Below are 23085 nucleotides of genomic sequence, written 5' to 3'. Positions count from 1 at the left end.
ATCAAGACAAGACAGCCCGCACCCATTCGGAAGGGAACCGGATGCGGTAGCCGCACCGGCTAACGCCCGCGCCGCCGGGATAGCGTGATCACCCCCACGCCGAGCAGGATCACCGCCATGCCGGCCAGTTCATGCACGCCGACGTGCTCGCCCGCGAAGAGCACGCCGACCAGCACCGCCACCGGCGGGTTGACGTAGGCATAGCTGGTGGCCAGCGCCGGCCGCGCGTGCTTGAGCACGTAGAGATACGCGCTGAAGGTAATCAGCGAGCCGAACACGGCCAGATAGGCCCGGTGACAGGGAAGCTGCAATAAGCGGCCAAAAATTGTGCAACATATTGTTGCAGCAAAGGAATTAGCGACTTCCAGTGTGCCGAAATTGCGTGGTCCTCCTCGCGTAGCTGATGTCCGATTCGAAGGAAACCCTTTCCGGCCCGGGAGCCGAAAGCGGCAACCGCGCTCGTAAGCAGCCGTCGGCTACTCAACAACGTGGAGGTAGTGGTGCCCCCGGCAGGATTCGAACCTGCGTGAGCGGCTTATCTGGCCGCTGCCTCAACCGGGTAGAAGGGTACGCCCCATCAATACGGCAAACTGGGCCTTGGTCTGATCGCTGAAGAAAGGCAGTACTGTCTGGCCGTTATCCGGACGCACGAACTGCACGAATTGCATGCGTCCAGCCGGCGGAGGTGTGCGAGGCACGTGTGCGTAGGCGGTTGCGGCGAGCAGCCCAGCGAGGAAGGCATCCTCGGCGCGGACGTCGTTTTTGGCGGCCTCGAGAAGTTGTCGCAACTGCTGGGTGGACGTCACGGGTTTCCCGCCCTCTTGGAAGCCTGGTCGAGGATGCCTTCGAGCCGCGCGACAACCTGGGCGGCGTCCGTGTAGCGGCCGGTGCGCTTGGCAGTTTCGGCGGCCGCCAATCCCTTGGCCACGAAGTCGCGTCGCCGCTGGCGGCGGTCGACCTGGACACGCACCGAGGTCTCGATAAAAGTCGTCAGGCCCTCGCCCTCGTCCAACACGGCTTCCACTGCTCGTAGCAGTTCGGCGTTCAGTTGCCCCACGGGCAGATGCATGGGTGGCATGGGTTCACTCCTTACTCGTAATCCAGGTCGTCGGGATGACGCTGTGGTAGACGTCGGCCGCGCCGTCGAGAAACATGATGCGGATATGGGCCGCGCCGCTATCGGGATGAACCACGCTGAGCACTTCGGCTGGCGCCAGCCACCGGTCCGTGCCGTACTTGGTCTTGTTGACCGATTTGAACCCGCATCCCGGGCCGGACCTCATCGCGCTCCATCTACCCTCCTCGATCTCATCACGCCGGCCCTTGAGGCCCCTGGTGGCCGGTTATATGCTGGCCGCGAAATTCAATCAGCCTACACGGCGCCGAGCGCAAACTCGCGCTGATCCCCAGCACAGGAGGCAGTCATGAAAAAACTCACGCACAAGCCGTTCGCAGCGGTACTCAGCGCCGCACTCTTCATGCTGGCAGACAGCGGCATGGCGCTCGCGCAGAACACCGTGCCGACCGATAGCGCTCACAACCCTGACACGATGGGCGCCATGCATTCGGGTCAAGGCATGAGCGGCATGCACATGAAGAACATGATGGGCATGCATGCGATGCCGGTTACCGTCAGCTCGGTTGATACCCAGACCGGCGTGGTGGACGTCAACGCCGAAGGCATGATGCTCAAGGTGCACTTCCCGGCCTCCGCGGTGACCAACCTCAAGGCCGGCGACAAGATCACCTTGCACATGGGCTACAGCAAGCCCTAAACCGCATGGACCTGCCTCCAGGGTTGAGGGGGCAGGTCCACGCGGGTACCCTCCAGTCCATGACCCCGTCGCTACGCCCCTTCGCACGCTCCCGTGGCCTTCGTGCCCTGGGACTGCTGGCGTGGCTGATGTTGGTCGTCACCTCGCTGGCCGCCGCGCCGTTCGGGATGGCAGGCACACCCACGCATGCCATGCACGCAGCGACCGCGGCGGTCGGTGAACCCATCCATCATGGGTCGAACCACGTGCCTTCGCACGATTGCTGCGAGGCACACACCCCCTGCTGCGGTACCCCGGCCGGCCACCTCTGCGCTTGCGCCGGCATGTGCGCCAGTGCCCTGCCGCCGACCCCGGCAGGCCGGTTCCCGGGCGCGTTGACGACCACGGTCTACCCGTCGCCGGGGCGTGTTCACGCGCCTTCGGCCCCGACGGCCCCTCCGTTGCGGCCACCTTCGGCCGGACTCTCCTTCGCTTGATCCGCTGAGCCGGGCCGAGCGCCTACGTGCGCTCGCGTTACCGCCTGTCGGCACCATCCTACGGTGCCTGTGATTCTGGAGAGTACCCATGAAACTGTTTCCCCCGCCTTCGGCGGCCGATCTGTCACGGCGTCGCTTTGTCCAGGGCGTGGCCCTGGGCGGCGCCGTCGCCGGCCTGGGCCTATTGCGTCCCAGCAAGGTCTGGGCGCTGACCAGCCCCGGCCAGCCCACCGTACTGAGCGGCACCGACTTCCACCTCGAGGTGGCCGAAACCCCGGTCAACTACACCGGCGCACCACGCATGGCCATCACCGTCAACGGTAGTTTGCCGGGCCCGATCCTGCGCTGGAAAGAAGGCACCACCGTGACCCTGCGCGTGACCAACCGGCTACACAGCCAGACCTCGATCCACTGGCACGGCATCCTCTTGCCGTTCCAGATGGATGGCGTGCCCGGCATCGCCTTTGACGGCATCGCCCCGGGCGAAACCTTCGTCTACCGCTTCGAGGTGCGCCAGTCGGGCACCTACTGGTACCACTCCCATTCGCGCTTCCAGGAGCAGACCGGCCTGTTCGGCCCGCTGGTGATCGAGCCGGCCGGACCCGAGCGCTATCCGACCGACCGCGATTACGTCGTCATGCTCAACGACTGGACCGACGAGGACCCTGAGCACATCTTCGCCAAGCTCAAGAAGCAAAGCGATTACTTCAATTTCACCCAGCCGACGGTACCGGACTTCTTCCGCGACGTGCGCGAAAAAGGCCTGAGCCAGGCGCTGGCCAAGCGCAAGATGTGGAACCAGATGCGCATGAACCCCACCGACCTCTCCGACGTCGGTGGCTATACCTACACCTATCTGATGAATGGCGCGGCGCCGGCGGGCAACTGGACCGGCATCTTCAAGCCCGGCGAAAAGATCCGCCTGCGCTTCATTAACGGCTCGGCCTCGACCCTGTTCGACGTGCGCATCCCCGGCTTGAAGATGACGGTGATATCCGCCGACGGCCAGGACGTCGCGCCCGTGTCGGTCGATGAGTTCCGCATCTCGGTGGCCGAAACCTACGACGTGATCGTGGAACCGCAGGACGCGCGCGCCTACACCCTCTTCGCCCAGGCGATCGACCGCACTGGCTATGCCCGCGGCACGCTCGCGCCACGCGAGGGGATGGAGGCCGAGGTGCCGGCGATGGACCCGCGGGTGTGGCTGAGCATGCAGGACATGATGGGGGCCATGCCGATGGGCGGCATGGGCCAGGGCGGTGGGCATACGGCCGGCGCCACGCCAGGCATGGACATGAGTGGCATGCAGGGCATGAACATGCCGGGGATGGACATGGGTGGCATGCAAGGCATGGGCAACCTCACGCCAGGCGGTCAACCCATGGTCCGGCACGCGCGCACCGAGTATGGCCCCGGGGTGGACATGCACGTGGACATGCCGCGCACCAACCTTGATGACCCCGGCATCGGTTTGCGCAACAACGGCCGTCGCGTGCTGACCTACGCGGATTTGCGTTCGCTCGATGGACCGATCGATCCACGCGAGCCGCAGCGCGAGATCGAACTGCATCTGACCGGCAACATGGAGCGCTTCATGTGGTCCTTCGACGGACAGAAGTTCTCTGAGGCCAAGCCGGTGCATTTCAACTTCGGCGAGCGCCTGCGCATCGTGCTGGTCAACGACACGATGATGAACCACCCGATTCACCTGCACGGCATGTTCAGCGAATTGGAGGACCCGAACGGACAGTTCCTGGCGCGCAAGCACACCATCAACGTGCAGCCGGCGCAGCGCATCACCTACCGTGTGAATGCCGACAACCCGGGGCGGTGGGCCTACCACTGCCATCTGCTTTATCACATGGAAGCGGGCATGTTCCGTGAGGTGGTGGTGTCATGAGCCTCTTTCTTTCCCTCCGACTGCAGCGCCTGGCGCTGGTTGCTGCCTTGTGCGCGCTGCTACCGCTTGCGGCGCATGCCCAGGATGTGCCGGCCACCGCCGGCAGCAGTGCAAGCATGGACATGGAAGCCATGCCCGGCATGGCCATGCCGGCGCCCGCATCCACCACGGCGCCGACGTCTGCCACCCCCGTCAACCCCAAGCCCGCCCCGCCTTCGACATCCAGCCGGTCGATGGACGGCATGCACAGGGTGGATCACGGCTCAATGCAGGGCATGGACCATGATTCGATGCAGGGCATGGACCATGGCTCATCGACCCCACCCCAGGCATCCAGTAGTTCGATGAACAGCATGCCGGGCATGGAGCACGGCTCGATGCAGGGCATGACCATGGGCCCGATGCAAGGCGGCCATCCGCCGCCCGATGCCCGCGACCCCGACTATTCCGCGGGCGTGGATTACGGCCCCACCAACGGCATCGACATGGCCATGGACGACAACGCCCGCATCACCATGCTGCTGGTTGACCAGTTGGAGGCCTTCCACGGCAAGGACGGCAACGGCCAGCAGTGGGAGATCGAGGGCTGGTATGGCAACGACTACGACAAGCTCTGGCTGCGCACCGAAGGCGAACGCAGCGGCGGCAAGCTCGACGATGGAAGCATCGAGGCGTTCTGGAACCACACCATCGCCACCTTCTGGAGCACCCAGCTGGGCGTGCGCACCGATGCCGGCGAAGGGCCGAATCGCCAGTGGGCCGCCTTTGGCATCCAGGGCCTGGCGCCCTATTGGTTCGAACTGGAGGCAACCGGCTATGTGGGTCCCTCCGGCCGTACGGCCGCTCGCGTCCGTGCCGAGTACGAGCTGTTCTTCACACAGCGGCTGATCCTGCAACCGGAGGTCGAGGCCAACGCCTACGGCAAGTCCGACCCGGCCAGGCACCTGGGCAGCGGTCTGTCCGATGCCTCTCTGGGCCTGCGCTTGCGCTACGAGTTCAATCGCCAATTCGCGCCCTACGTCGGCGTGGTCTGGACGCGCCGCTTTGGCGGCACCGCGGACTTCGCGCGCGAGGACGGCCAAGGGCTTTTCGACCGGCAGTGGGTGGCCGGCTTCCGTATCTGGTTCTAAGGGGGAACGCCATGAAGCAACACGTCAAGCACTACAGCATCGCGGTCGTCGCGCTGCTCGCCATCCTGATCGCTGGCGGCGCGGTCTTCATCTACTCCGGCATCTACAACATCGGCGCCGACGATCATCACACCCGTCCGGTCTTCGCGATCCTGCAGACGCTACGGGAGCGATCGATCCATGCGCGTTCGGAAGACATCCAGGTACCGAACCTCAAGGACCCGCAACTGATCCTCAAAGGCGCCGGCCAGTACGCCGCCATGTGCACCGACTGCCACTTGAAGCCGGGCATGAGCGATTCGGAGATCCGCCCGGGCCTCTACCCGCAGCCCCCCAATCTCTCGCAGGTGCGGGTCGATCCGAAGGATGCCTTCTGGATCATCAAACACGGCATCAAGATGAGCGCCATGCCGGCCTGGGGTACCAGCCACGACGACGACACCATCTGGAGCATGGTGGCCTTCCTGCAACAGCTGCCGGACATGACGCCCCAGCAATACAAGGACATGGTCGCCAAGGCACCGCCGGATGAGGACATGGACATGGGCGATGAGGCTGGCGGCCACCACAGCCACGGCGGCGACGAGGCGGAAGGCCACCACCAGGGCGAAGGTGGCAGCATGGATGCCATGGACGAGCACGCGGCGGGCGCCGGTCACAGCCATGGCGACGAGCCGCAAGCAGCGTCCGGTCCCGAGGCTCCGCTCTCGCGGGACGGCCTGACCCCGAAGGCCGCTCCCGACGCCGAGGAGGTTGCCCAAGCCTTCCATGGTGCGCTGGAGCATGGCGATCGCACAGTGGTGCTCGGCCTGCTCGCACCGGAGGCGACGCTGAGCGAAGGCGGCCAGACGCAATCGCGCGCGGCCTATGCCGCCGGCCATCTGAGCGAGGATCTGGCCTTCATGAAGAGCGCCAAGGTGGTGCCGCTGTGGATGGGCTCCATGCCGATGGGTGACACCGCCATGGTGGGCAGTGAATCCCGTATCACCGGCACGCACAACGGCAAGCCGTTCGCACTGCGCAGCCGCGAACGGCTGACCCTCAAGAAGGTCGGGGCCGCCTGGAAGATCACCGCGGTGCAGTGGCAGTCGGCGCCCGAGGCGAGCACGCCGTGAGGTCGCGCTTCCTCTCTGCTGTCGGCGCTCTGCTGCTTGGCGCGGGTGCCTTGCTGCCCACCGCCGTCCTGGCCGCCGGCACTGCGATCGCGGTCTACCGCGATCCGTCGTGCGGCTGCTGCGGCGCCTGGGTCGACTACCTGCGCGCCCACGGCTACACGCCCACTGTCCACGCGGAGGCATCGATGCCGGCGATCAAGGCACGCCTGGGCGTACCCACCGAGGCCGCTTCGTGCCACACCGCCGTGATCGGCGGGTACGTGATCGAAGGCCATGTGCCGGCGGAGGACATCCAACAGCTGCTGGCCGAGCGCCCCCATGCCCGCGGCCTGGCCGTCCCGGGCATGCCGATGGGCTCGCCGGGTATGGAGATGGGCACCGCGCAGCGTTACTCAGTGCTGCTGATCCTCGCGGATGGCAGCACGCAAGTGTTCGCCACCCACGGTCCACAAGCCTGACGGAAAGGGGTCGGTGCGGCCGTACAGGCCGTGGAGCAGCGCGGCGAACAGCGGCATGCTGGCCACCGCCACCGCCACCGCGGCGATGCCCGAACTCACCCGTTGTTCGGCGTAGCACACCAGGCCGTTGCCGAGACCGAGCAGCAGCACGCCGGTGATCGCGGCGTTGCGCCACTGTCGCCGCGTCGGTGCCGCTGCGCCGCGCCAGCGCAGGTAGCCGTACATCGCCACGCCGGCACACAGGAAACGCACGCCGGCGAGCAGGAAGGGTGGCCAGCTTTCCAGCGCGATGCGGATGCCGAGATAGGTCGACCCCCAGATCAGGTACAGCGCGAGCAGCGACAGCGGCACCAGCAGGCGCGGTTCCATGAGCGTGGGCGCCGCTTGCGCGGTGACGGTCGATCCGGTCATGGGCGATGACAAGTGCAAGCACGTCGCGCGACGCGGGACATCGCAGATTACTTGGCGCCGCGCCTGCGCGACAGCGCGTTGCCGGCGAGGCCGTCGCGCTCCCGCGCCAGCAGTTCGCGCTTGCGTTCCACGCCCCAGCGCCAGCCGCCGGGCGAGCCGTCCTCGCGCACCACGCGGTGACAGGGCACCAGGAAGGCGAGCCGGTTGCTGCCGCAGGCGCGACCGACCGCACGCGCAGCGCCGGGATGGCCGATGGCGGCGGCAAGCTCGCCGTAGCTGCGCGTCTCGCCGGCCGGGATGCGCGTCAGCGCGTCCCACACGCGCCACTGGAAGGCGGTGGCGGCGACGTCGAGCGGTGGCAGGTCGGCTGCCCGCGCGTCGTTCCAGCCGAGCATGGCGCTGACCCGGGCGATGGCCGCATCCAGCCATTCCGCGCGTCCGGCGTCGACCCGCTCGCGCGTGGCGCGCGGGAACTCCGCGGCCAGACGGCGCGCGAGTTCGTCGTCATCATCGCCGAGCGACACCGCGCACAGGCCGCGTTCGGTCGTCGCCACCAACAGACGTCCGAGCGGGGTCGTGGTGGTGGTGTAGCGGATCGCCGCGCCTGCGCCGCCGGTGCGATAGCTCGCCGGCGTCATGCCGAGCAGGCGGTCGCTGTGCTCGTACACGCGACTGGCCGAGCCAAAGCCGGCCGTGTAGGTCGCGGCGGTCACCGTGTCGCCGTCGCGCAACGCATGCTTGAGCCGCGCCAGCCGGCGTGCGCGGTGGTATTCGGCCGGACTCACGCCGTATCGCCGGCGAAAGCTGCGCTGCAGATGCGCCGCACTCAAGTGCACGGCGGCGGCCAGTTGCGCCAGACGCGGCGCTTCCTCCGCCTGCTCCAGCAACAAGCGGACCTGTTCCAGCGGATCGGCGTTCATGGGGCTTTCCATCGGGACGAGGCGCCCATGCTGTGCGCCGGGGCGTCGCCTCGCCATCCGTTTCATGCGCCGGTCGGCAGCGCGATTTTCAGCGCGAGGGCCCGCGTTCGATGACGACGAACTCGCCTTCCAGCACGGTACCGCCGGCCGGCGTGGTGTTCTTGCGCCCCTTGCGCGCCTGCCGGAGAGCGAGCCACAGGCAGCCGCCGGCGAGAAGGATGGCGCCGAGCACGAATCCGGCGAGCAGCAGCATCAGGCCAAGCACGAGGGTGAGCGCCAGGGAGAGCAAGCGCAACAACGGATGGCGCGGACGGACGGGGCGTGACAACCAGCGTTGCATGTTAAAAACCTGTTTTGATAATCAAGGACTTGCCTTGCTACCATGACCGTTTTCCGTATGCAGGACAAGTGTCCGATGGCCGCATCCCCGCAGACGCCGCTGTGCCGTCTGGACGAGATTGCCGAAGGCGAACCGAGCGCGGTCGAGGCGTCGCTTCCCGAGGGTACCGAGAGCCTGATCCTGCTGCGCCGCGGCGGCAGCGTATGCGCCTGGCGCAACGTCTGCCCGCATGCCGGCCGGCGGCTGGACTGGGCGCCCGGCCAGTTTTTGCGCAGCGGCGACACCTTGATCTGCGCCGCACACGGCGCGAGCTTCCGCCTGGCCGATGGCCTGTGCATCGGCGGTCCCTGCCGCGGCCAGCAGCTCCAGGCGGTGTCGGTCCGCGTGGCCGATGGTGCGGTCTGGCTCGACGGATGAGCCGCCTTCAGCGGTACATCAGATTGATCGCGACCAGGGTCACCACCAGCACGGCCAGGGTGAGCGGGGTGCCCACGCGCAGGAAGTCGCGGGCGCGGTAGCCGCCGGGGCCGGTGACCATCATCAGCGCTGGGTGGCCGGAGCTCAGCAGGAAGGTGTTGGACGAGGACACCGCCACGATCAGCGCGTAGGCGGCCGGGTTGCCGCCGGTGGCGGTGGCCACGCTGATGGCGATGGGCACCATCATGACCGTGGCGCCGACGTTGGACATGACCTGCGAGAACAGCAGGGTGAGCACGGCCAGCGCCAGCTGCAGCACCCAGTGCGGGGCGTGGCCCAGGTGCAGCAGGACTTCCTGCGCCAGCCAGCTGGCGGTGCCGGTGGCGTCCATCGACCAGCCGAGCGGGATCAGGCACGCGGTGACGAAGATGGTCTTCCAGTTGATCGCCTGGTAGGCCTCGTCCATGTTGAGCACGCCGGTGAGCAGCATGCCGACCGCGCCGGTCATCATCGCCACCGAGAGATCGAGATTGGTGAACAGCGCCAGGCACTTGGCCAGCACGAAGAAGCCGACCGCCTGCCACAATTTGTTCGGGCGCTGCTCCTCGCGCGGGATGTCGGTGACCACCACCAGGTCTTTGTCCTCGGCGGCACGCGCCAGATCGCGCCAGCTCGAATGCAGCACCAGGGTGTCGCCGGCACGCAGGCTGACATCGTGCAGATCGCCGCGCAGCACCTTGTCGCCGCGATGGACGGCGAGCACCGAGATGCCGTAGCGCTTGCGCAGATGCAGCTCGCCCAGGGTGCGTTTGATGAAGCGCGAATTGGGCGGGATCACCGCCTCGGAAATGCCGGCCCGGCTGGGGTTGAACAGATCCCCGAGCTGGCGCATGCGGAACGAGATGCGGCACAGCTGGTTGTTGGCGAACTGGGCCAGCTGCTCGCGCGGGCCGAGCACGCCGAGCACGGTGCCGACCCAGATCACGTGGTCGCCGGGCGGCGCCATGCGCGCCTCGTTGCCGCTCTTGATCGCCAGGATCATGGGCGCATCGTGCAGCTGCTCGACCTCGCCCACGCTCATGCCGACCAGCGGGCTCTCGGCGGTGACGGTGAGCTCGGCGGTCTCGCCGACGATGCCGTAGGTGTCGGCAAAATAGCTTTCGGTGCGGCCCGGCGTGACCTTGAGTCGCGGGTCTTCCCGCTCGGGCACCAGCCGGTTGCCGAAGAAATAGAAGAAAAAGATGCCGAGCAGGGCCAGCGCCAGACCCACCGGCGTCACGCTGAACAGGCCGAACTTGGGGATGGTGTGCGCGCCGGGCGGCAGGTTGTTGTTGGCGCTGGCGATGAGGTCGTTGAGCAGGATCAGCGGCGAGTTGGCGATCAGCGTGGTGTTGGTGGCGGTGAGGATGCAGCAGGCCATCGGCAGCAGCAGCCGGGAGAGCGGCACGCCGGTGCGCGCCGACAGCCGGCTGGCGACCGGGATCATCAGCGCCGCCAGCGCCTGGCTCGGGATCACCGCGCTGAACAGGCTCACCACCGAGTTGATCACCACGCCCAGCCGCGATTCCTTGCCGCGCGCCATGCGCATGACGAAGTTGGCGGTGAGCGCGAGCACGCCGGCGCGGTCCAGCCCCGCGCCCATGATCATGATGGCGATGATCGCGATCACCGCGTTGCCGGCGAAGCCGTTGAACACGCGGTCGGAAGGCACCAGGCCGGTGAGGCCGATCACCACCACCACCAGCAGCGCCACCAGGTCGGCGCGGACCCACTCCAGCACCAGCATCAGCATGGTGAAGCCCACCAGCCCGAGCACCAGGATCATTTCGGGGGTGAGCGAGAGGCTCACGGGCAGGCTCCCTCAACGGATGGACGGCGGATGGATGCGGTTTCCAGGCACCCCGCGAGGCGAGGCGTACGTGCAGCGATCGACGGCTGCCGGAGTATAAGCGCGCCCGGCGCCCTGCCGATGAATCGGCGCCGACGCGGCTGCAGGCCTCGGCACGGCGTTGCATGCCCTGTCGGTGGTACGCGCGGGTTGCCCTGTATGGCCGGTCCTGGACGGCAGGCCGCGGCATGGAGTAAGGCACCCCAAGCCATCGACGGCGGCGGCACGGACATGCGTCGTGCCATGGCGGTTTTTGAAAATCCCCCAAGGCGGCTCGCCGGCTCCGAAATCACGGGTGCGTGCTTCTATGATGCGCGGGACGTTTTTTTCGAAGCATCAGGCAAGGCGCATGGCGATGGTCCGTTTCCTGGCCGCGGCGAGGCGCGCCGCGCTGCTGTTGTCGTTGGCTCTGACGGGTGCGCCGGGCATGGCTGCGCCGCTGCCGCCGCGGGTGACGGTCGCCGGCGGCGTGCTCGAGGGTTTTCCAATCGCGCGACCCCAAGGAATGGTGCGGGCCTTTCTGGGGATCCCCTATGCCGCACCGCCGATCGGCGCCTGGCGCTGGCGGCCGCCGCGACCGGCAGCGGTCTGGCAGGGCGTGCGCCAGGCCACGACTTTCGGGCCGCGCTGCATGCAGCGGCCGCTCTTTGCCGACATGCGTTTTCGCAGCCCCGGCATGGCCGAGGACTGCCTCTATCTCAATGTCTGGGCACCGGCTGCCGGCACGGCGTATCCGGTGCTGGTCTATCTGCATGGTGGCGGGTTCCTGGCCGGCGATGGCTCCGAACCGCGCTATGACGGTGCCGCGCTCGCTGCCCGTGGCCTGGTGGTGGTGACGCTCAATTACCGGCTCGACGTGTTCGGTTTCCTGGCCTTGCCGGCCCTGGCGGAGGAGTCGTCGCAACAGGCCGCCGGCAATTACGGCTTGCTCGACCAGGCGACGGCGCTGGCCTGGGTGAAGGCCAACATTGCCGCTTTCGGCGGCGATCCTGCGCGGATCACCGTGGGCGGCGAGTCGGCCGGGGCGATGTCGGTGAGCGCGCTCATGGCCTCTCCACTGACACGTGATCTGATCGCCGGGGCGCTGGGCGAAAGCGGCGCGCTGATCGCCCCGCTCGCGCCGCTGCCCAGGGCGGAGGCGATGCAGCGCGGCGCGCGGTGGGCCGCCCGTGCCGGGGCATCGTCGCTGACCGCCTTGCGTGACTTGCCGGCCGCGGCGCTACTCGAGGCCAGCGCGGCCATCGAGCCCACGCCGGCGCGCCCGGACGTGGACGGCCTGTTTCTGTCCGAGCCGCCGGAAGCGACTTTTGCCCGCGGCGATCAGGCCAAAGTGCCGCTGCTGCTCGGCAGCAATACCCAGGAGGGCGATTACCCGGCCCTCCTGCATGGCGCCACGCCGACCCCGGCGCATTACCGCGCGGCGTTGCGACGCCTGTTCGGCACCCAGGCTGCGCAGGCGCTTGCGCTCTATCCGGGTGCGGACGAAGCGCAGGTGCGCCGGTCCGCGCGCGAACTGGCCGGCGACCTTTTCGTCGCGCACAGCACCTGGCGCTGGATGGATGCGCATCGGGCGAGCGGCGCGCCGGTGTATTTCTACCTTTACGCCCATCCGCGGCCCAGGCCGCGGGTGCCTGCGGCGGTGGATGCGGAGGCGCCCGGTGCGGTGCACAGCGCCGAGATCGAGTACGCGCTCGACAACCTGGCCGGCAACCCGGTGTATGCCTGGGACGCCGCCGATCGGGCCCTGGCGGGCCTGTTCTCGGCCTATGTGCGCGCCTTCGTGGCGCAGGGCGACCCCAACGACGCCGGCTTGCCGCCGTGGCCCGCCGTCGGTATCCATCAAGACCCGGTGCCGCGCCAGTGGCTGGAGCTGCCCGTGCATATCGAATACGACCCCGGCGCCGCCCGGCACGCCTTCCTGCGCAGCTATTTCGCCACCCATCGCGGGGAGGGGTGGTGAGCGCCGGCCTTGTGCTCGGTTGCCTTTGTGCCGGCCTGCCGGGGCTTCGCTCACCGCCTCACGGCTCGATCGCCAGAGCCTGGGATTCGCGAGGACGACGGCGGGCGGTGACGTCGCGCTGAAGGTACGGCATCCGGTGCCTTCCTGTTGCCCCGGCTTCTGCGCAGCGTGGCCGGGCGCTTCACGCGTGCAAAGCCGCGTCCTTGCCTTGCAGCCTGGCCGATCACGAGCGCAGGCAATGCCATTGGGTTTGACGCGAACGCCGGCAGGGGCGGTGGGCAAAAAGCCTGCGTCCCGTGACAATGCACGCGGTTGATCCGTCGGAGGTTGCGAGCGTGCGCGTGTGGATGGCAACGCTGGGAGCGATGCTGGCGCTCGTGCTGGCCGCCTGTGCACCGGTGCCCGCGCGCAATCCGCTGGCGAGCTGGGTGCCTTCGCCCCATCACGATGCGCGTCGTCCGGTGCTGATCGTGCTGCATTTCACCGACGAGGCCTCGCTGGCGCGCAGCCTGGCGATTCTGCGTTCGGCCAATGCGTCAGGTCCGGTGAGTGCGCATTACCTGCTCGGCACCGACGGGCACATCTATCAACTGGTGGCCGACGATGAGCGTGCCTGGCATGCCGGCGCCGGACGCTGGGGGACCATCACCGACGTCAACTCGGCCTCGATCGGCATCGAGCTCGTCAACGACGGCCATGCCCCGTTCCCCGAGGCGCAGATCGATGGTCTGCTGGTGTTGCTCGCCGATCTCACCCGGCGTTGGCGCATACCGCCGACGCAGGTGATCGGCCACGAGGACCTGGCGCCCGCGCGCAAGCTCGATCCGGGGCCGCGCTTTCCCTGGGCGCGGCTGGCGGCAGCCGGTTATGGTCTGTGGCCGCGCGTGCCGCTGGCCGATCCGCCGCCGGGGTTCGATCCGTGGCTGGCGCTGGCGGCGATCGGTTATCCGCTGGACGACCGCGCCGCCGCGGTGCGCGCGTTCCGCCATCATTTCCGCAGCCTCGAAGGCGAGGCACTCGAGGCCGACGACCTGCGCGTACTGTACGCGCTGGCGCGCCAGCTCGAGGGCGATGCGGGGCCATGACACACGACGGGGAGGGAGCATGCTGCAACTCATCGGTTTCGACGGCGACGACACCCTGTGGCACAGCGAGGACTACTACCGCGCCGCCAACGAGGCCTTCGCCGCCATCCTCGGCCGTTACGTGGACATGGGCGACGCAGCCGTGCATGCCGGCATGCTCGCCACCGAGCGGCGCAACCTGAAGCTGTTCGGCTACGGCGCCAAGGGCATGACGCTGTCGATGGTGGAGACCGCGATCGCGCTCACCGAGGCGCGCATCAGCGCCGCCGACATCCACCGCATCATCGAGCTCGGCAAGGACGTGCTGCAGCATCCGGTGGAACTCCTGCCCGGCATCGCCGAGGCGGTGGCCGAGGTGGCCGAGCGCCATGCGGTGGTGCTGATCACCAAGGGCGATCTGTTCCACCAGGAGCGCAAGGTGGCGCAGTCGGGCCTGGCCGGGCTGTTCCGGCGGATCGAAATCGTTTCGGAGAAGGATGCCGACGCCTATCGCCGCGTGCTCGGCGAATTCGGGCTCGCGCCCGGGCAGTTCGCCATGGTCGGCAATTCGCTGCGCTCGGACATCGAGCCCGTCCTGCGCCTGGGCGGCTGGGGCGTGCACATGCCCTATCACGTGACCTGGGCGCACGAATGCGAGCACACGCTCGCCGGTGACGAGTCACGCCTGCTCACGGTGACGGCGCCGGCCGAAATCCCGGCGGCGGTGGCGCGCCTGGACGCCTGCGCCGCGGCGGCGTGACCGCGCGGATCTCAGCCGAGCGCGGTGCTGTCGAGGATGGCCACGCCGGCGGCGGCCAGCGCGCTGCGGGTGGGCGCATCGCCCGCCGGCGTCACCGGGCGGGTGAGATCCCACAGCACGTGGGTGCGGAAGCCGAGCGCGGCGGCATCCTGCGCGCTCCACAGCACGCACACGTCGCGGGCGAGGCCGGCCAGATACACCGTGTCCACGCCGCGCCCGCGCAGCCAGCCGGCGAGGCCGGTGTCCGGGCGGGTGCCGGCCGGGCCGACGTTCTCGCGGAACGCGCTGTAGGAATCCACGCGCGCATCGCAGCCCTTGCGCAGGATGAGGTCGACCGGCGTCCAGTCGATGCCCGGATGCAGCGCCGCGCCGGCCGTGCCCTGCACGCAATGCGCGGGCCACAGCGTCTGCGGCTGCCCGTACAGCTCGATGGCGTCGAACGGCGCATGACCCGGGTGCGCATCGACGAAGGAGACATGCCCGCGCGGGTGCCAGTCCTGGGTGGCGACCACGTGGCGGAACCGTCGCCGGCCGAGCAGCGCGTCGATGCCGGGCACGATCGCGTCGCCCTCGTGGCAGGCGAGCGCACCGCCGGGCATGAAATCCGGCTGCACGTCGATCAGGATCAGGGCGGCGTCGGCGGAGGACATGGAGAGGCTTTCGCGATGGGTCAACCGGCGCAGTGTAGCCGCGTTGCCGTACGATGGCCGGTTCGATACGCGCGAGGCGACGATGCATTACGACCAAAGCTGGATGGGTTATGGCTGGGTGGGTGGGGTGGAGGCCGGTCTGATCACCGCGCTGGCGGCGGCGCTGCTGTATGTCCTGCTGCGGCGCGTCTGGCGCCAGCATCCGGGGCCGGCGCCGGCCATGGGCTGGGCCTTTCTGCTCGCCGTGCTGCTCACCGGCAGCGGCGACCTGTGGGACATGTTCTATTTCAACTACGCGCCGCTGGAGTCGCCGCAGCTGATGCGCACCAAGCTGATGCGCGTGCATGACCCCGACGGTATCCCGTTGCGGGTGCTGGGCGAGCTGGGCGGTGCCGTGCTCGGCGTGTTCGCCGGCTGGGTGCTGCTGGACGTGGCGCGCCCGCGGCGCCGGCGCACGGCATAACCGAAGCCCTCACAACACCGGTTCGAGCAGCCACACCAGGTGCATGGCCAGCCGGCGCAGGAACGGCGCATGGCGGTATTCGGCCAGATCCACGGCACGCGAGCGGGCGAAATCCGCCGCCAGCATCGCCTCCACCTCGCCGGCGAAGGCGCGATCCACCGCCAGCGCGGTGATCTCGAAGTTGAGCCGGAACGAGCGGCTGTCGAGGTTCATGCTGCCGACCGCGGCGGTGTCCTCGTCGATCAGCAGCACCTTCTGATGCAGGAAACCCGGCTGGTAGCGGTAAAGACGCACGCCGGCGCGGATCGCCTCGTGCGCGCGCAGCGTCGAGGCCAGGAACACCATGCGGTGGTCGGGTCTGGCCGGCAGCAGGATGCGCACGTCCACGCCGCGCAGCACGGCCAGCCGCAGCGCGGCCAGCACCGCCTGGTCGGGCACGAAATAGGGCGTGGTCAGCCACACCCGGCGGCGTGCCGCGTGGATCGCCTCGACGAAAAAGAGTGAGCCGCTCTCCTGCGGGTCGGCCGGACCCGTGGCCACCGTGAGCACGCTGGCCGTGCCGGGACCCGCGCGCGGCGGCATGAACGGGGCCTCCTCGCCGGTGGCCCAGCGCCAGTCGCGGGCGAAGCTGCGCTGCAGGTCGGCGACCGCTGGCCCCTGCACTTCCAGGTGCGTATCGCGCCAGGGCGAGAGCGGCGGCTTGAGGCCGAGGTATTCGTCGCCCACGTTGAGCCCGCCCAAGAAGCCGCGCCAGCCGTCCACCACCACGATCTTGCGGTGATTCCTGAAATTGAGCTGGAAGCGGTTGCGCCAGCGACGGGTGGCGAAGGGGCGGATGTCCACGCCGCCCCGGCGCAGCGTGTCCACGTAATGGCGCGGCAGCGCGTGGCTGCCGATGCTGTCGTAGAGCACGCACACGTGCACGCCGGCAGCGGCCCGTTCCAGCAGCACCTGTTGCAGGCGCCGGCCGAGGGCGTCGTCATGGATGATGAAAAATTGCACCAGCACTTGCCGCTCGGCCTGGCCGATCGCATCGAACAGCGCCGCGAAGGTGGCCGCGCCGTCGATCAAGAGACGCAACCGGTGCCCGCCGTGGAAACGCGCGCCCAGCATGCGTCCGATCGCGCGGTAGCGCGCGCACTCCGGGCGTGGCGGATGCTTGGCCAGATACTCGCCGCGGCCGGGCCAGGGCGCCGGACGCGTCTGTCGGCTGCGTAGCCGTTGCACCTGGGTATAGCCGTGGAAATGGCTGGAGCCCAGAAAAAGGTAGGGCGGCAGGGCGAAATAGGGCACGAAGATCAGCGCCAGCATCCAGCCGATCGCGCCCTGCGGCGTGCGCACGTGCATCACCGCGTGGATGGCGGCGGCGATGCCGGCGACATGGCAGGCGAGCGCGAGGGTGCCGATCAAGCCGGCCAGCACGGGCGTCTCCGGTATGGGTGGTTCTTTCCCCCGATCGCACGCATGGGCTAGGCGGCCAGGATGCGTTCGGCCAGGACGCGGGCGTGCTGGCGGATCTCGGGCATGGCGGTCGATTCCCACAGCGTGCCGCGCAACAGACCGCCGATTGTGTAGATCTGTGGCCAGGTGCCGCCGGCATGGCGCAGGCGGCCGTCGGCTTCGGCCTGCACGCCGAGGCCGAGCGGATCGGGCAGCAGATGTCCGTTGAGCGCCATCTGCCGCAGCAGCGGATGCCCGATGTCCTGACGCAGGTCGGTGTTGAGGCCGGTGGCCTGGATGACCAGGTCGCCCTCCAGGGTGCGCAGGTTTTCGGCGGGCGCCGAGAGCTGCACGCGGAGCGCGTCACCGGCCGCGGTCACCGCACGCACGCGGCCGCGCAGGCATTCGAGCCGGCCCTCGCCTTCCAGCGCGGCGACGGCTTCGGCCACCTGCGGCGGCATGCGGTGGCGCACCCGTTCCCAGGCCCAGCGCGCGTGCCGCAGGAAGCGGGCACGCTCTTCCGGCGGCAATGCCTGCCACAGCGTTTGCAGATGCGGGCGCAGGCCGTCGATGACGGCGCGCCAATCGCCGCTGGCGGCCACGGCTTCGCGCAGCTGGCGCATCCAGCGGCGTACCTGTGGTGCTTCGTGCAGCGCCTCGAACAGGGCGCCGCCGTCGTCCACGGGCGCGGCCGCCTGCGCGCGATGCGCCTCGGGCAGGTGGCCATGCCGGGACAGGGCGATGAACTGCGTCTGTGGCCAGCGTGCGGCAAGCTCCAGGATCACGTCGACCGCGGTAAGGCCGAGCCCGAGCACCAGCACTCGACGCGGTGGCGGGTGGCCGGATGCCGGCCGGGCCAAGAACGCCCAGGGATCGACCACGTAGCGACCCTGCGCCAGCGCCTCGGCGGCGACGAACGGCAGCGGTCGCGGCGGCAGCGTGCCGAGCGCGAGCAACGCAGCATCGGCATGGGTCTGTTCATCCCCGCAAAGGACGGTCACGCCGTCGGCTTCGGGCACCACCGCGGCGGCCGGCAGCGGACGCAGGCGCACGTCGATGCCGCGCGCGGGCGCCAGCGCCAGGGCGCGCGCGAGCTCGGCCTGCAGATAGTCGCCATACAGCCGGCGCGGCAGGAAATCGGTGCCTGCGATGCCGGGGTCGCGCTCGCGGGCAAAGTCCAGGAAGGCCTGCGGCTTGCCGCTGAACATGCCCATCGAGGCCGCGCGCACGTTGAGCAGCAGCCGCGGCGAGTCGATGCCGTAGGCCACGCCGCGACCGGGCTGGTCGGTGTCGGCGTACCAGTCCAGGTGCAGCGTGGCCGGCTGCGTCGCCGCGCGCTCCACCAGGGCTTGCAGCAGTGCCGCGGACGCGGCGCCGCCGCCGATCAGGGCGACTCGTCGGTACATATCGACTCCCGCTCAGGCGTTTAGGGATGCTTGGGATCAGGCGAGCTGGCCGATCACGCGGGCGCGCTGGCGCCGTGTGCGCCAGGCCGCCTGCGGCGTCGGTGCGTAGGCCAGGTAATGCTCGAGCCGGCCGCCGTAGACGTGCAGGCTGAGCGCGCACGCCTGCCGCGAAAGATTGCGGCAGCGATGCAGGCCGCTGGCGGCATCCTCGAACCAGCAGGCATCGCCCGGGCCCAGCCATTGCCGGCCGCCGGCTCTGAGCGAGCCGTCCGGTCCGCGTTGCCAGTTCTCCACGGACAGCGCGCCGTACAAGGCCATCTCCAGCCCCCACAGCCCGGCATGGTCGTGCACCGGCGTGGCGTGGTTGGGCGGCCAGACCATGATCAGCACCTCCGCGCCCTCGCCACGGTGTGCGCCGAGCCGCCAGCGCTCGAAACGTTCGGCGCGGCGCAGGGCGTCGAGCTCGTCGGCCAGCGCCAGCGAATGCCGGTGCACGACCGCGCCGAGTTCGCGCGCCAGCAGGGCGAGGTCGGGACGGCCGCTGCCGTGGGCGCGGACGATCTCGCCGAGTTTCTTGAGGTGTGGCCGCTTGTAAGCCATGGCGTCGAAAAGGAATGGCAGCAAGGACGCGCAAGTGGAGCATGGCCGCGGTTAAAGTGTCGTGACCCTGCGCTGCGACGGCGTCGTCACGGGAAAACGCGTCGACGCGCGCGGCCATCATCGCCAGATGGCCGACGCCCGTGTTCAGTACAGCACGCGTGCCCGCAGCGTGCCGGGAATCGCCGCCAGACGGTCCTTCAGCGCCGCCGCCTGCGTCTCGTCGGCGGCCACGTCGATCACCACGTAGCCCACCTCGGCATCGGTCTGCAGGAACTGCGCGTCGATGTTGATGTTGCCGGAGGAGAACAGCTCGTTGATGCGCGAGAGCACGCCCGGCACGTTGCGATGGATGTGCAGCAGGCGACGGCTACGCGGATGCTCGGGCAGCGACACTTCCGGGAAGTTGACCGCCGACAGCGTGGAGCCGTTGTCGCTGTAGCGCACCAGTTTGCTCGCCACCTCGATGCCGATGTTGTCCTGCGCCTCCTGCGTGCTGCCGCCGACGTGCGGGGTGAGGATGACGTTGTCCATGCCGATGAGCGGCGAGACGAAGGGCTCGTCGTTGCCCTTGGGCTCGACCGGGAACACGTCGATCGCCGCGCCGGCCAGGTGACCGCGGCGCAGCGCGTCGGCGAGCGCGTCGATGTCGACCACGCTGCCGCGCGAGGCGTTGATGAGCAGCGCGCCCGGCCGCATGCGGGCCAGCTCTTCCACGCCGATCATGAGCCGCGTGGCGGGCGTCTCCGGCACGTGCAGGGTGACCACGTCGGCGCGTTCCAGCAGCTCGCCCAGATGCGCCACCGCGCGCGCGTTGCCGAGCGCGAGCTTGGCCTCGATGTCGTGGAAGATCACCTGCATGCCCAGCGACTCGGCGAGCACGCCGACCTGGGTGCCGATGTGGCCGTAGCCGATCACGCCGAGCGTCTTGCCGCGCGCCTCGTAGCTGCCGGCCGCCGACTTGGTCCAGCCGCCGCGATGGCAGAGCATGTTCTTCTGCGGAATGCCGCGCAGCAGCATGATCGCCTCGGCGATCACCAGCTCGGCCACGCTGCGGGTGTTGGAATAGGGCGCGTTGAACACCGGGATGCCGAGCGCGCGCGCGGCGTCGAGATCGACCTGGTTGGTGCCGATGCAGAAGCAGCCCACCGCGATCAGCCGGCGCGCGCTCTGCAGCACGTCGGCGCTGAGCTGGGTGCGCGAGCGGATGCCGAGGATGTGCGCCTCGGCGATGCGTGACTTGAGTTCCTCCGGCGGCAGTGCGCCCGGATGACGCTCGATCTGGCTGTAGCCGGCGCGCTGGAAGGTTTCCACCGCGCTCGGGCTCACGCCCTCCAGCAGCAGCACGCGGATGTCCTGGCGGGGGAACGAGGTCTTCATCGATAATCTTGGCGACGATGGTGAAAGCGGCCACTATGCCAGATTTTGCCGCAGTGCAACGCTCTGTCGGCGCGCCCGAACAGGCCGCTGAAATACCTGTCGGCATCGTGGTCGTCATGGGCCGCTGCCGGCCGGGCAAAGGCCCCCGCGCCATCGGCGGCTGCATGCTGCACCTGGTGCGCATGGACGGGGCGCGGCCGGCCATCCTCGACCATGCCGCCATCGCGCGGATGCATGACTGAAGTCGCATGTTCGACGCCGACGCGGCAGCCTGCACCCCATCGGGTATCCTCGGGTGCATTCGCGTCGCAGGGGGAGCACCGCATGGAATCGAAGGAAACGCGCGAAGGTTGCGGGCGTTGCCGTGACGCGGCGCCGCTGGAGTTCGATTTCAGCTACGCGTTCCAGCCCATCGTCGATGTCGCCGCCCGGCAAGTGTTCGCCCACGAGGCGCTGGTGCGCGGCCCGGGCGGCGAGCCGGCGCCCACGGTGCTGACGCGGGTCTCCGCTGCCAACCGCTACGCGTTCGACCAGGCTTGCCGCGGCAAGGCGATCGAGATCGCTTCGCGCCTGGGGATGCAGTCGAAGCTGTCGATCAACTTCCTGCCCAACGCCATCTACCGGCCCGAGCTGTGCATCCGGTCCACCCTGGCGGCGGCGCTCAAGTACGGCTTTCCGGTCGAGCGGATCATCTTCGAAACGGTGGAAGGCGAGCAGGTCAACGATGGCAAGTGGCTCGCGGAGATCCTGCGCGAGTACAAGCGCATCGGCTTTCTGACCGCGATCGACGACTTCGGGGCCGGCTTCGCCGGGCTGAACCTGCTGGCCGACTTCCAGCCCGACATCGTCAAGCTGGATATGGCGCTGGTGCGCGGGATCGACCAGAACAAGCCGCGTCGCGCCATCGTCGCCGGTGTCGCGGCGATGTGCCGCGAGCTGGGCATCCGGGTGATCGCCGAGGGCATCGAGACCGGCGAGGAGATGCGTTGCCTGCGCGACCTCGGCATCCACCTGATGCAGGGCTATTGGTTCGCCCGTCCGCTGTTCGAGCAGGCCTGTGCGCCGGAGGCGATCGCCTGGCCGGCGTGAGCCGACCGGCATCCCTCACTCCCTGGCCAGCGCGCTCCAGGCCGCCAGTGCGGCATCGCGCGAGGCCGCCATGTCCACGATCGGCGCCGGATAGCCGCAGGCCGCCAGCGCCGCCGGGTGCTTCCAGGCCTCGTGCAGCGTCTTGGCCGGCAGTGCCGCCAGTTCCGGCAGCCAGCGTTTGAGGTAGGCGGCGTCGGGGTCGAACTTGGCCGATTGCAGGTAAGGGTTGAATACACGGAAGTAGGGCGCGGCATCGGCCCCGCAGCCGGCCACCCACTGCCAGCCCAGGGTGTTATTGGCAAGGTCCGCATCCACCAGCGTATCCCAGAACCAGCGGGCGCCGTGCAGCCAGTGCTGGCGCAGGTTCTTGGTCAGGAAGCTGGCCACCACCATGCGCACGCGGTTGTGCATCCAGCCGGTGTGCCAGAGCTCGCGCATGCCGGCGTCGACCAGCGGGATGCCGGTGCGGCCCTGCCGCCAGCGCGCCAGTACAGCCTCATCGGCGGGCGCCCACGGGAAATCGTCGAAGCGGGGGTTGAAGTTGGCCTCGGGCGTGTGCGGGAAGTGGAACAGCAGGTGGTGGGCGAATTCGCGCCAGCCCAGTTCGCGCAGATAGGGTTCCAGGTCCGGCCGCTGTCTGGCGTCGATGGCACCGGCGCGCTCCTGCAGGACGTGCCGGATCTGCCGCGGCGTGATTTCGCCGAAGTGCAGGTGCGGCGACAGGCGCGAGGTGCCGTGGCGGGCGGGCAGGTCGCGGCCTTTCGCATAATCCGCCACGGCATCGTCCGCGAAAATCTCCAGTAGCTCGCGCGCGCCGGCTTCGCCCGGCCGCCAGGCCTCGGCCAGCCCCGCATCCCAGCGGATCGCAGGCAGCAGGCCCATCGCCGCCGTCGGCAGGCTGCCCGGGACCCGCAGCCATTCGCGGGCCCGGGCCACCGGCAGCGGCGCCGCCTCCGGCAGCTGCGAGCGCAGATTGTGCCAGAACGGGGTGAACACCCGGTACGGCTGGCCGGCATCCGTGGCCAGCATCCATGGCTCGTGCCAGAGGTTGCCCGCATGGCTGTGGACCGCGATGCCGTCTTCGCGCAGGGCGGCTTTCAGCGCCGTGTCGCTGGCGATGCCGGCCGGCTCGTAGCGGCGGTTCCAGTGGATCGCCGTGGCGCCGCTGGCGCGCACCAGATCGCGCAGCTGGTCGAGGGGGTTGCCGATGCGAAGATGCAGATCCGTGCCTTGCGCGGCAAGCTGCCGGCGCAGCGCTTCCAGCGCATGGTGCAGCCACCAGCGGCTGGCGGCGCCCGGCGCCCACGGGGCCTCCTGCTCGGGCGCGTGGATGTAAACCGGCAGGACCCGGTCGTGCCCGGCACAGGCGGCCGCGAGGGCAGGGTTGTCGGCCAGGCGCAGGTCGCGCCGGAACAGCACCAGGGCGGTGGACATCGAGGTGAACGA

Annotated in this window: 24 protein-coding genes and 2 pseudogenes; 12 read left to right on the top strand and 14 right to left on the bottom strand. The window is 69.0% G+C overall.

Going from position 1 to position 23085, the window contains the following annotated elements; genetic code table 11:
* Positions 1–59 precede the first annotated feature (59 nt).
* The 4 genes and pseudogenes from ALSL_RS07515 to ALSL_RS07495 all read right to left on the bottom strand — a co-directional run.
* Positions 60–290 (bottom strand): annotated as a pseudogene (locus ALSL_RS07515) (EamA family transporter); the annotation flags it as partial.
* 261 nt (positions 291–551) lie between these two features.
* On the bottom strand, positions 552–806 hold the full coding sequence (locus tag ALSL_RS07505; protein WP_170172044.1) for an SseB family protein: 255 nt from the start codon (positions 804–806) through the stop codon (positions 552–554).
* Positions 803–1078 (bottom strand): hypothetical protein, encoded by a 276-nt coding sequence (locus tag ALSL_RS07500; RefSeq protein ID WP_126537919.1) that lies wholly within the window; start codon positions 1076–1078, stop codon positions 803–805. The genes ALSL_RS07505 and ALSL_RS07500 overlap by 4 nt, the downstream gene beginning before the upstream one ends.
* Before the next feature lie 4 nt (positions 1079–1082).
* Positions 1083–1283 carry a hypothetical protein gene (locus ALSL_RS07495; RefSeq protein ID WP_126537917.1) on the bottom strand — a complete coding sequence of 67 codons (201 nt, stop codon included), beginning with the start codon at positions 1281–1283 and terminating at the stop codon, positions 1083–1085.
* 141 nt (positions 1284–1424) lie between these two features.
* Here ALSL_RS07495 and ALSL_RS07490 point away from each other — a divergent pair, with 141 nt between their 5' ends.
* From ALSL_RS07490 to ALSL_RS07470, 5 genes are all read left to right on the top strand, one after another.
* Positions 1425–1775 (top strand): hypothetical protein, encoded by a 351-nt coding sequence (locus tag ALSL_RS07490; RefSeq protein WP_231700193.1) that lies wholly within the window; start codon positions 1425–1427, stop codon positions 1773–1775.
* Positions 1776–2339: 564 nt separating this feature from the next.
* Positions 2340–4151: a copper resistance system multicopper oxidase gene (locus tag ALSL_RS07485; RefSeq protein WP_126537915.1), complete on the top strand. Its 1812-nt coding sequence runs from the start codon at positions 2340–2342 to the stop codon at positions 4149–4151.
* On the top strand, positions 4148–5281 hold the full coding sequence (locus ALSL_RS07480; RefSeq protein WP_174928831.1) for a copper resistance protein B: 1134 nt from the start codon (positions 4148–4150) through the stop codon (positions 5279–5281). The genes ALSL_RS07485 and ALSL_RS07480 overlap by 4 nt, the downstream gene beginning before the upstream one ends.
* An 11-nt stretch (positions 5282–5292) precedes the next feature.
* Positions 5293–6396 carry a c-type cytochrome gene (locus ALSL_RS07475; RefSeq protein ID WP_126537913.1) on the top strand — a complete coding sequence of 368 codons (1104 nt, stop codon included), beginning with the start codon at positions 5293–5295 and terminating at the stop codon, positions 6394–6396.
* Positions 6393–6854, top strand: a complete 462-nt coding sequence (locus tag ALSL_RS07470; protein WP_425478973.1) for a DUF411 domain-containing protein — start codon at positions 6393–6395, stop codon at positions 6852–6854. The genes ALSL_RS07475 and ALSL_RS07470 overlap by 4 nt, the downstream gene beginning before the upstream one ends.
* 18 nt (positions 6855–6872) lie before the next feature.
* Here ALSL_RS07470 and ALSL_RS07465 read toward each other — a convergent pair.
* The 3 genes and pseudogenes from ALSL_RS07465 to ALSL_RS07455 form a co-directional block, all read right to left on the bottom strand.
* Positions 6873–7265 (bottom strand): annotated as a pseudogene (locus tag ALSL_RS07465) (EamA family transporter); the annotation flags it as partial.
* Positions 7266–7312: 47 nt separating this feature from the next.
* Complete coding sequence (locus ALSL_RS07460) at positions 7313–8185, bottom strand: methylated-DNA--[protein]-cysteine S-methyltransferase (RefSeq protein ID WP_231700192.1); 873 nt, start codon at positions 8183–8185, stop codon at positions 7313–7315.
* Between the two features lie 88 nt (positions 8186–8273).
* Positions 8274–8525, bottom strand: coding sequence for a hypothetical protein (locus tag ALSL_RS07455; RefSeq protein ID WP_126537909.1), 252 nt, complete (start codon positions 8523–8525; stop codon positions 8274–8276).
* Between the two features lie 75 nt (positions 8526–8600).
* Between ALSL_RS07455 and ALSL_RS07450 the strand changes: the two genes are divergently transcribed.
* Positions 8601–8942: a Rieske (2Fe-2S) protein gene (locus ALSL_RS07450; protein WP_126540115.1), complete on the top strand. Its 342-nt coding sequence runs from the start codon at positions 8601–8603 to the stop codon at positions 8940–8942.
* A gap of 7 nt (positions 8943–8949) precedes the next feature.
* Here the strand turns inward: ALSL_RS07450 and ALSL_RS07445 are convergent, their stop codons facing one another.
* Positions 8950–10767 (bottom strand): SLC13 family permease, encoded by a 1818-nt coding sequence (locus ALSL_RS07445; RefSeq protein WP_126540113.1) that lies wholly within the window; start codon positions 10765–10767, stop codon positions 8950–8952.
* Positions 10768–11179: 412 nt separating this feature from the next.
* On the opposite strand from ALSL_RS07445, the gene ALSL_RS07440 reads away from it, so the two are divergent.
* From ALSL_RS07440 to ALSL_RS07430, 3 genes are all read left to right on the top strand, one after another.
* Positions 11180–12790 (top strand): carboxylesterase/lipase family protein, encoded by a 1611-nt coding sequence (locus ALSL_RS07440; protein ID WP_126537907.1) that lies wholly within the window; start codon positions 11180–11182, stop codon positions 12788–12790.
* 347 nt (positions 12791–13137) lie between these two features.
* Positions 13138–13875, top strand: a complete 738-nt coding sequence (locus ALSL_RS07435) for an N-acetylmuramoyl-L-alanine amidase (protein ID WP_231700191.1) — start codon at positions 13138–13140, stop codon at positions 13873–13875.
* Between the two features lie 19 nt (positions 13876–13894).
* Complete coding sequence (locus ALSL_RS07430; RefSeq protein WP_126537905.1) at positions 13895–14614, top strand: HAD family hydrolase; 720 nt, start codon at positions 13895–13897, stop codon at positions 14612–14614.
* Between the two features lie 11 nt (positions 14615–14625).
* Here ALSL_RS07430 and ALSL_RS07425 read toward each other — a convergent pair whose 3' ends face one another.
* Positions 14626–15264, bottom strand: coding sequence for a nicotinamidase (locus ALSL_RS07425; RefSeq protein ID WP_126537903.1), 639 nt, complete (start codon positions 15262–15264; stop codon positions 14626–14628).
* On the opposite strand from ALSL_RS07425, the gene ALSL_RS07420 reads away from it, so the two are divergent.
* Positions 15263–15727 (top strand): hypothetical protein, encoded by a 465-nt coding sequence (locus tag ALSL_RS07420; protein WP_231700190.1) that lies wholly within the window; start codon positions 15263–15265, stop codon positions 15725–15727. The two genes, ALSL_RS07425 and ALSL_RS07420, sit on opposite strands and share 2 nt — an antisense overlap.
* A gap of 9 nt (positions 15728–15736) precedes the next feature.
* Here the strand turns inward: ALSL_RS07420 and cls are convergent, their stop codons facing one another.
* From cls to serA, 4 genes are all read right to left on the bottom strand, one after another.
* Positions 15737–17149, bottom strand: coding sequence for a cardiolipin synthase (cls, locus tag ALSL_RS07415; protein WP_126537901.1), 1413 nt, complete (start codon positions 17147–17149; stop codon positions 15737–15739).
* Between the two features lie 47 nt (positions 17150–17196).
* Positions 17197–18573, bottom strand: a complete 1377-nt coding sequence (locus ALSL_RS07410) for an FAD/NAD(P)-binding protein (protein WP_126537899.1) — start codon at positions 18571–18573, stop codon at positions 17197–17199.
* A 36-nt stretch (positions 18574–18609) separates the two neighbouring features.
* A complete protein-coding gene (locus ALSL_RS07405; protein WP_126537897.1) occupies positions 18610–19173 on the bottom strand; it encodes a cysteine dioxygenase in 564 nt (187 codons plus the stop codon).
* Positions 19174–19317: 144 nt separating this feature from the next.
* A complete protein-coding gene (gene serA, locus ALSL_RS07400) occupies positions 19318–20550 on the bottom strand; it encodes a phosphoglycerate dehydrogenase (protein ID WP_126537895.1) in 1233 nt (410 codons plus the stop codon).
* Positions 20551–20558: 8 nt separating this feature from the next.
* On the opposite strand from serA, the gene ALSL_RS07395 reads away from it, so the two are divergent.
* Complete coding sequence (locus tag ALSL_RS07395) at positions 20559–20792, top strand: hypothetical protein (RefSeq protein WP_126537893.1); 234 nt, start codon at positions 20559–20561, stop codon at positions 20790–20792.
* Positions 20793–20874: 82 nt separating this feature from the next.
* Positions 20875–21639 (top strand): EAL domain-containing protein, encoded by a 765-nt coding sequence (locus tag ALSL_RS07390; RefSeq protein ID WP_126537891.1) that lies wholly within the window; start codon positions 20875–20877, stop codon positions 21637–21639.
* A gap of 15 nt (positions 21640–21654) precedes the next feature.
* On the opposite strand, the gene ALSL_RS07385 is transcribed toward ALSL_RS07390, so the two are convergent.
* Entirely contained in the window at positions 21655–23073 is a 1419-nt protein-coding gene (locus ALSL_RS07385; protein WP_126537889.1) for a cryptochrome/photolyase family protein, read from the bottom strand.
* Positions 23074–23085 lie beyond the last annotated feature (12 nt).

The organism is Aerosticca soli (assembly GCF_003967035.1).
Taxonomy (GTDB): Bacteria; Pseudomonadota; Gammaproteobacteria; order Xanthomonadales; family Rhodanobacteraceae; genus Aerosticca; species Aerosticca soli.
This window is presented reverse-complemented; position numbering and strand designations above follow the sequence as displayed.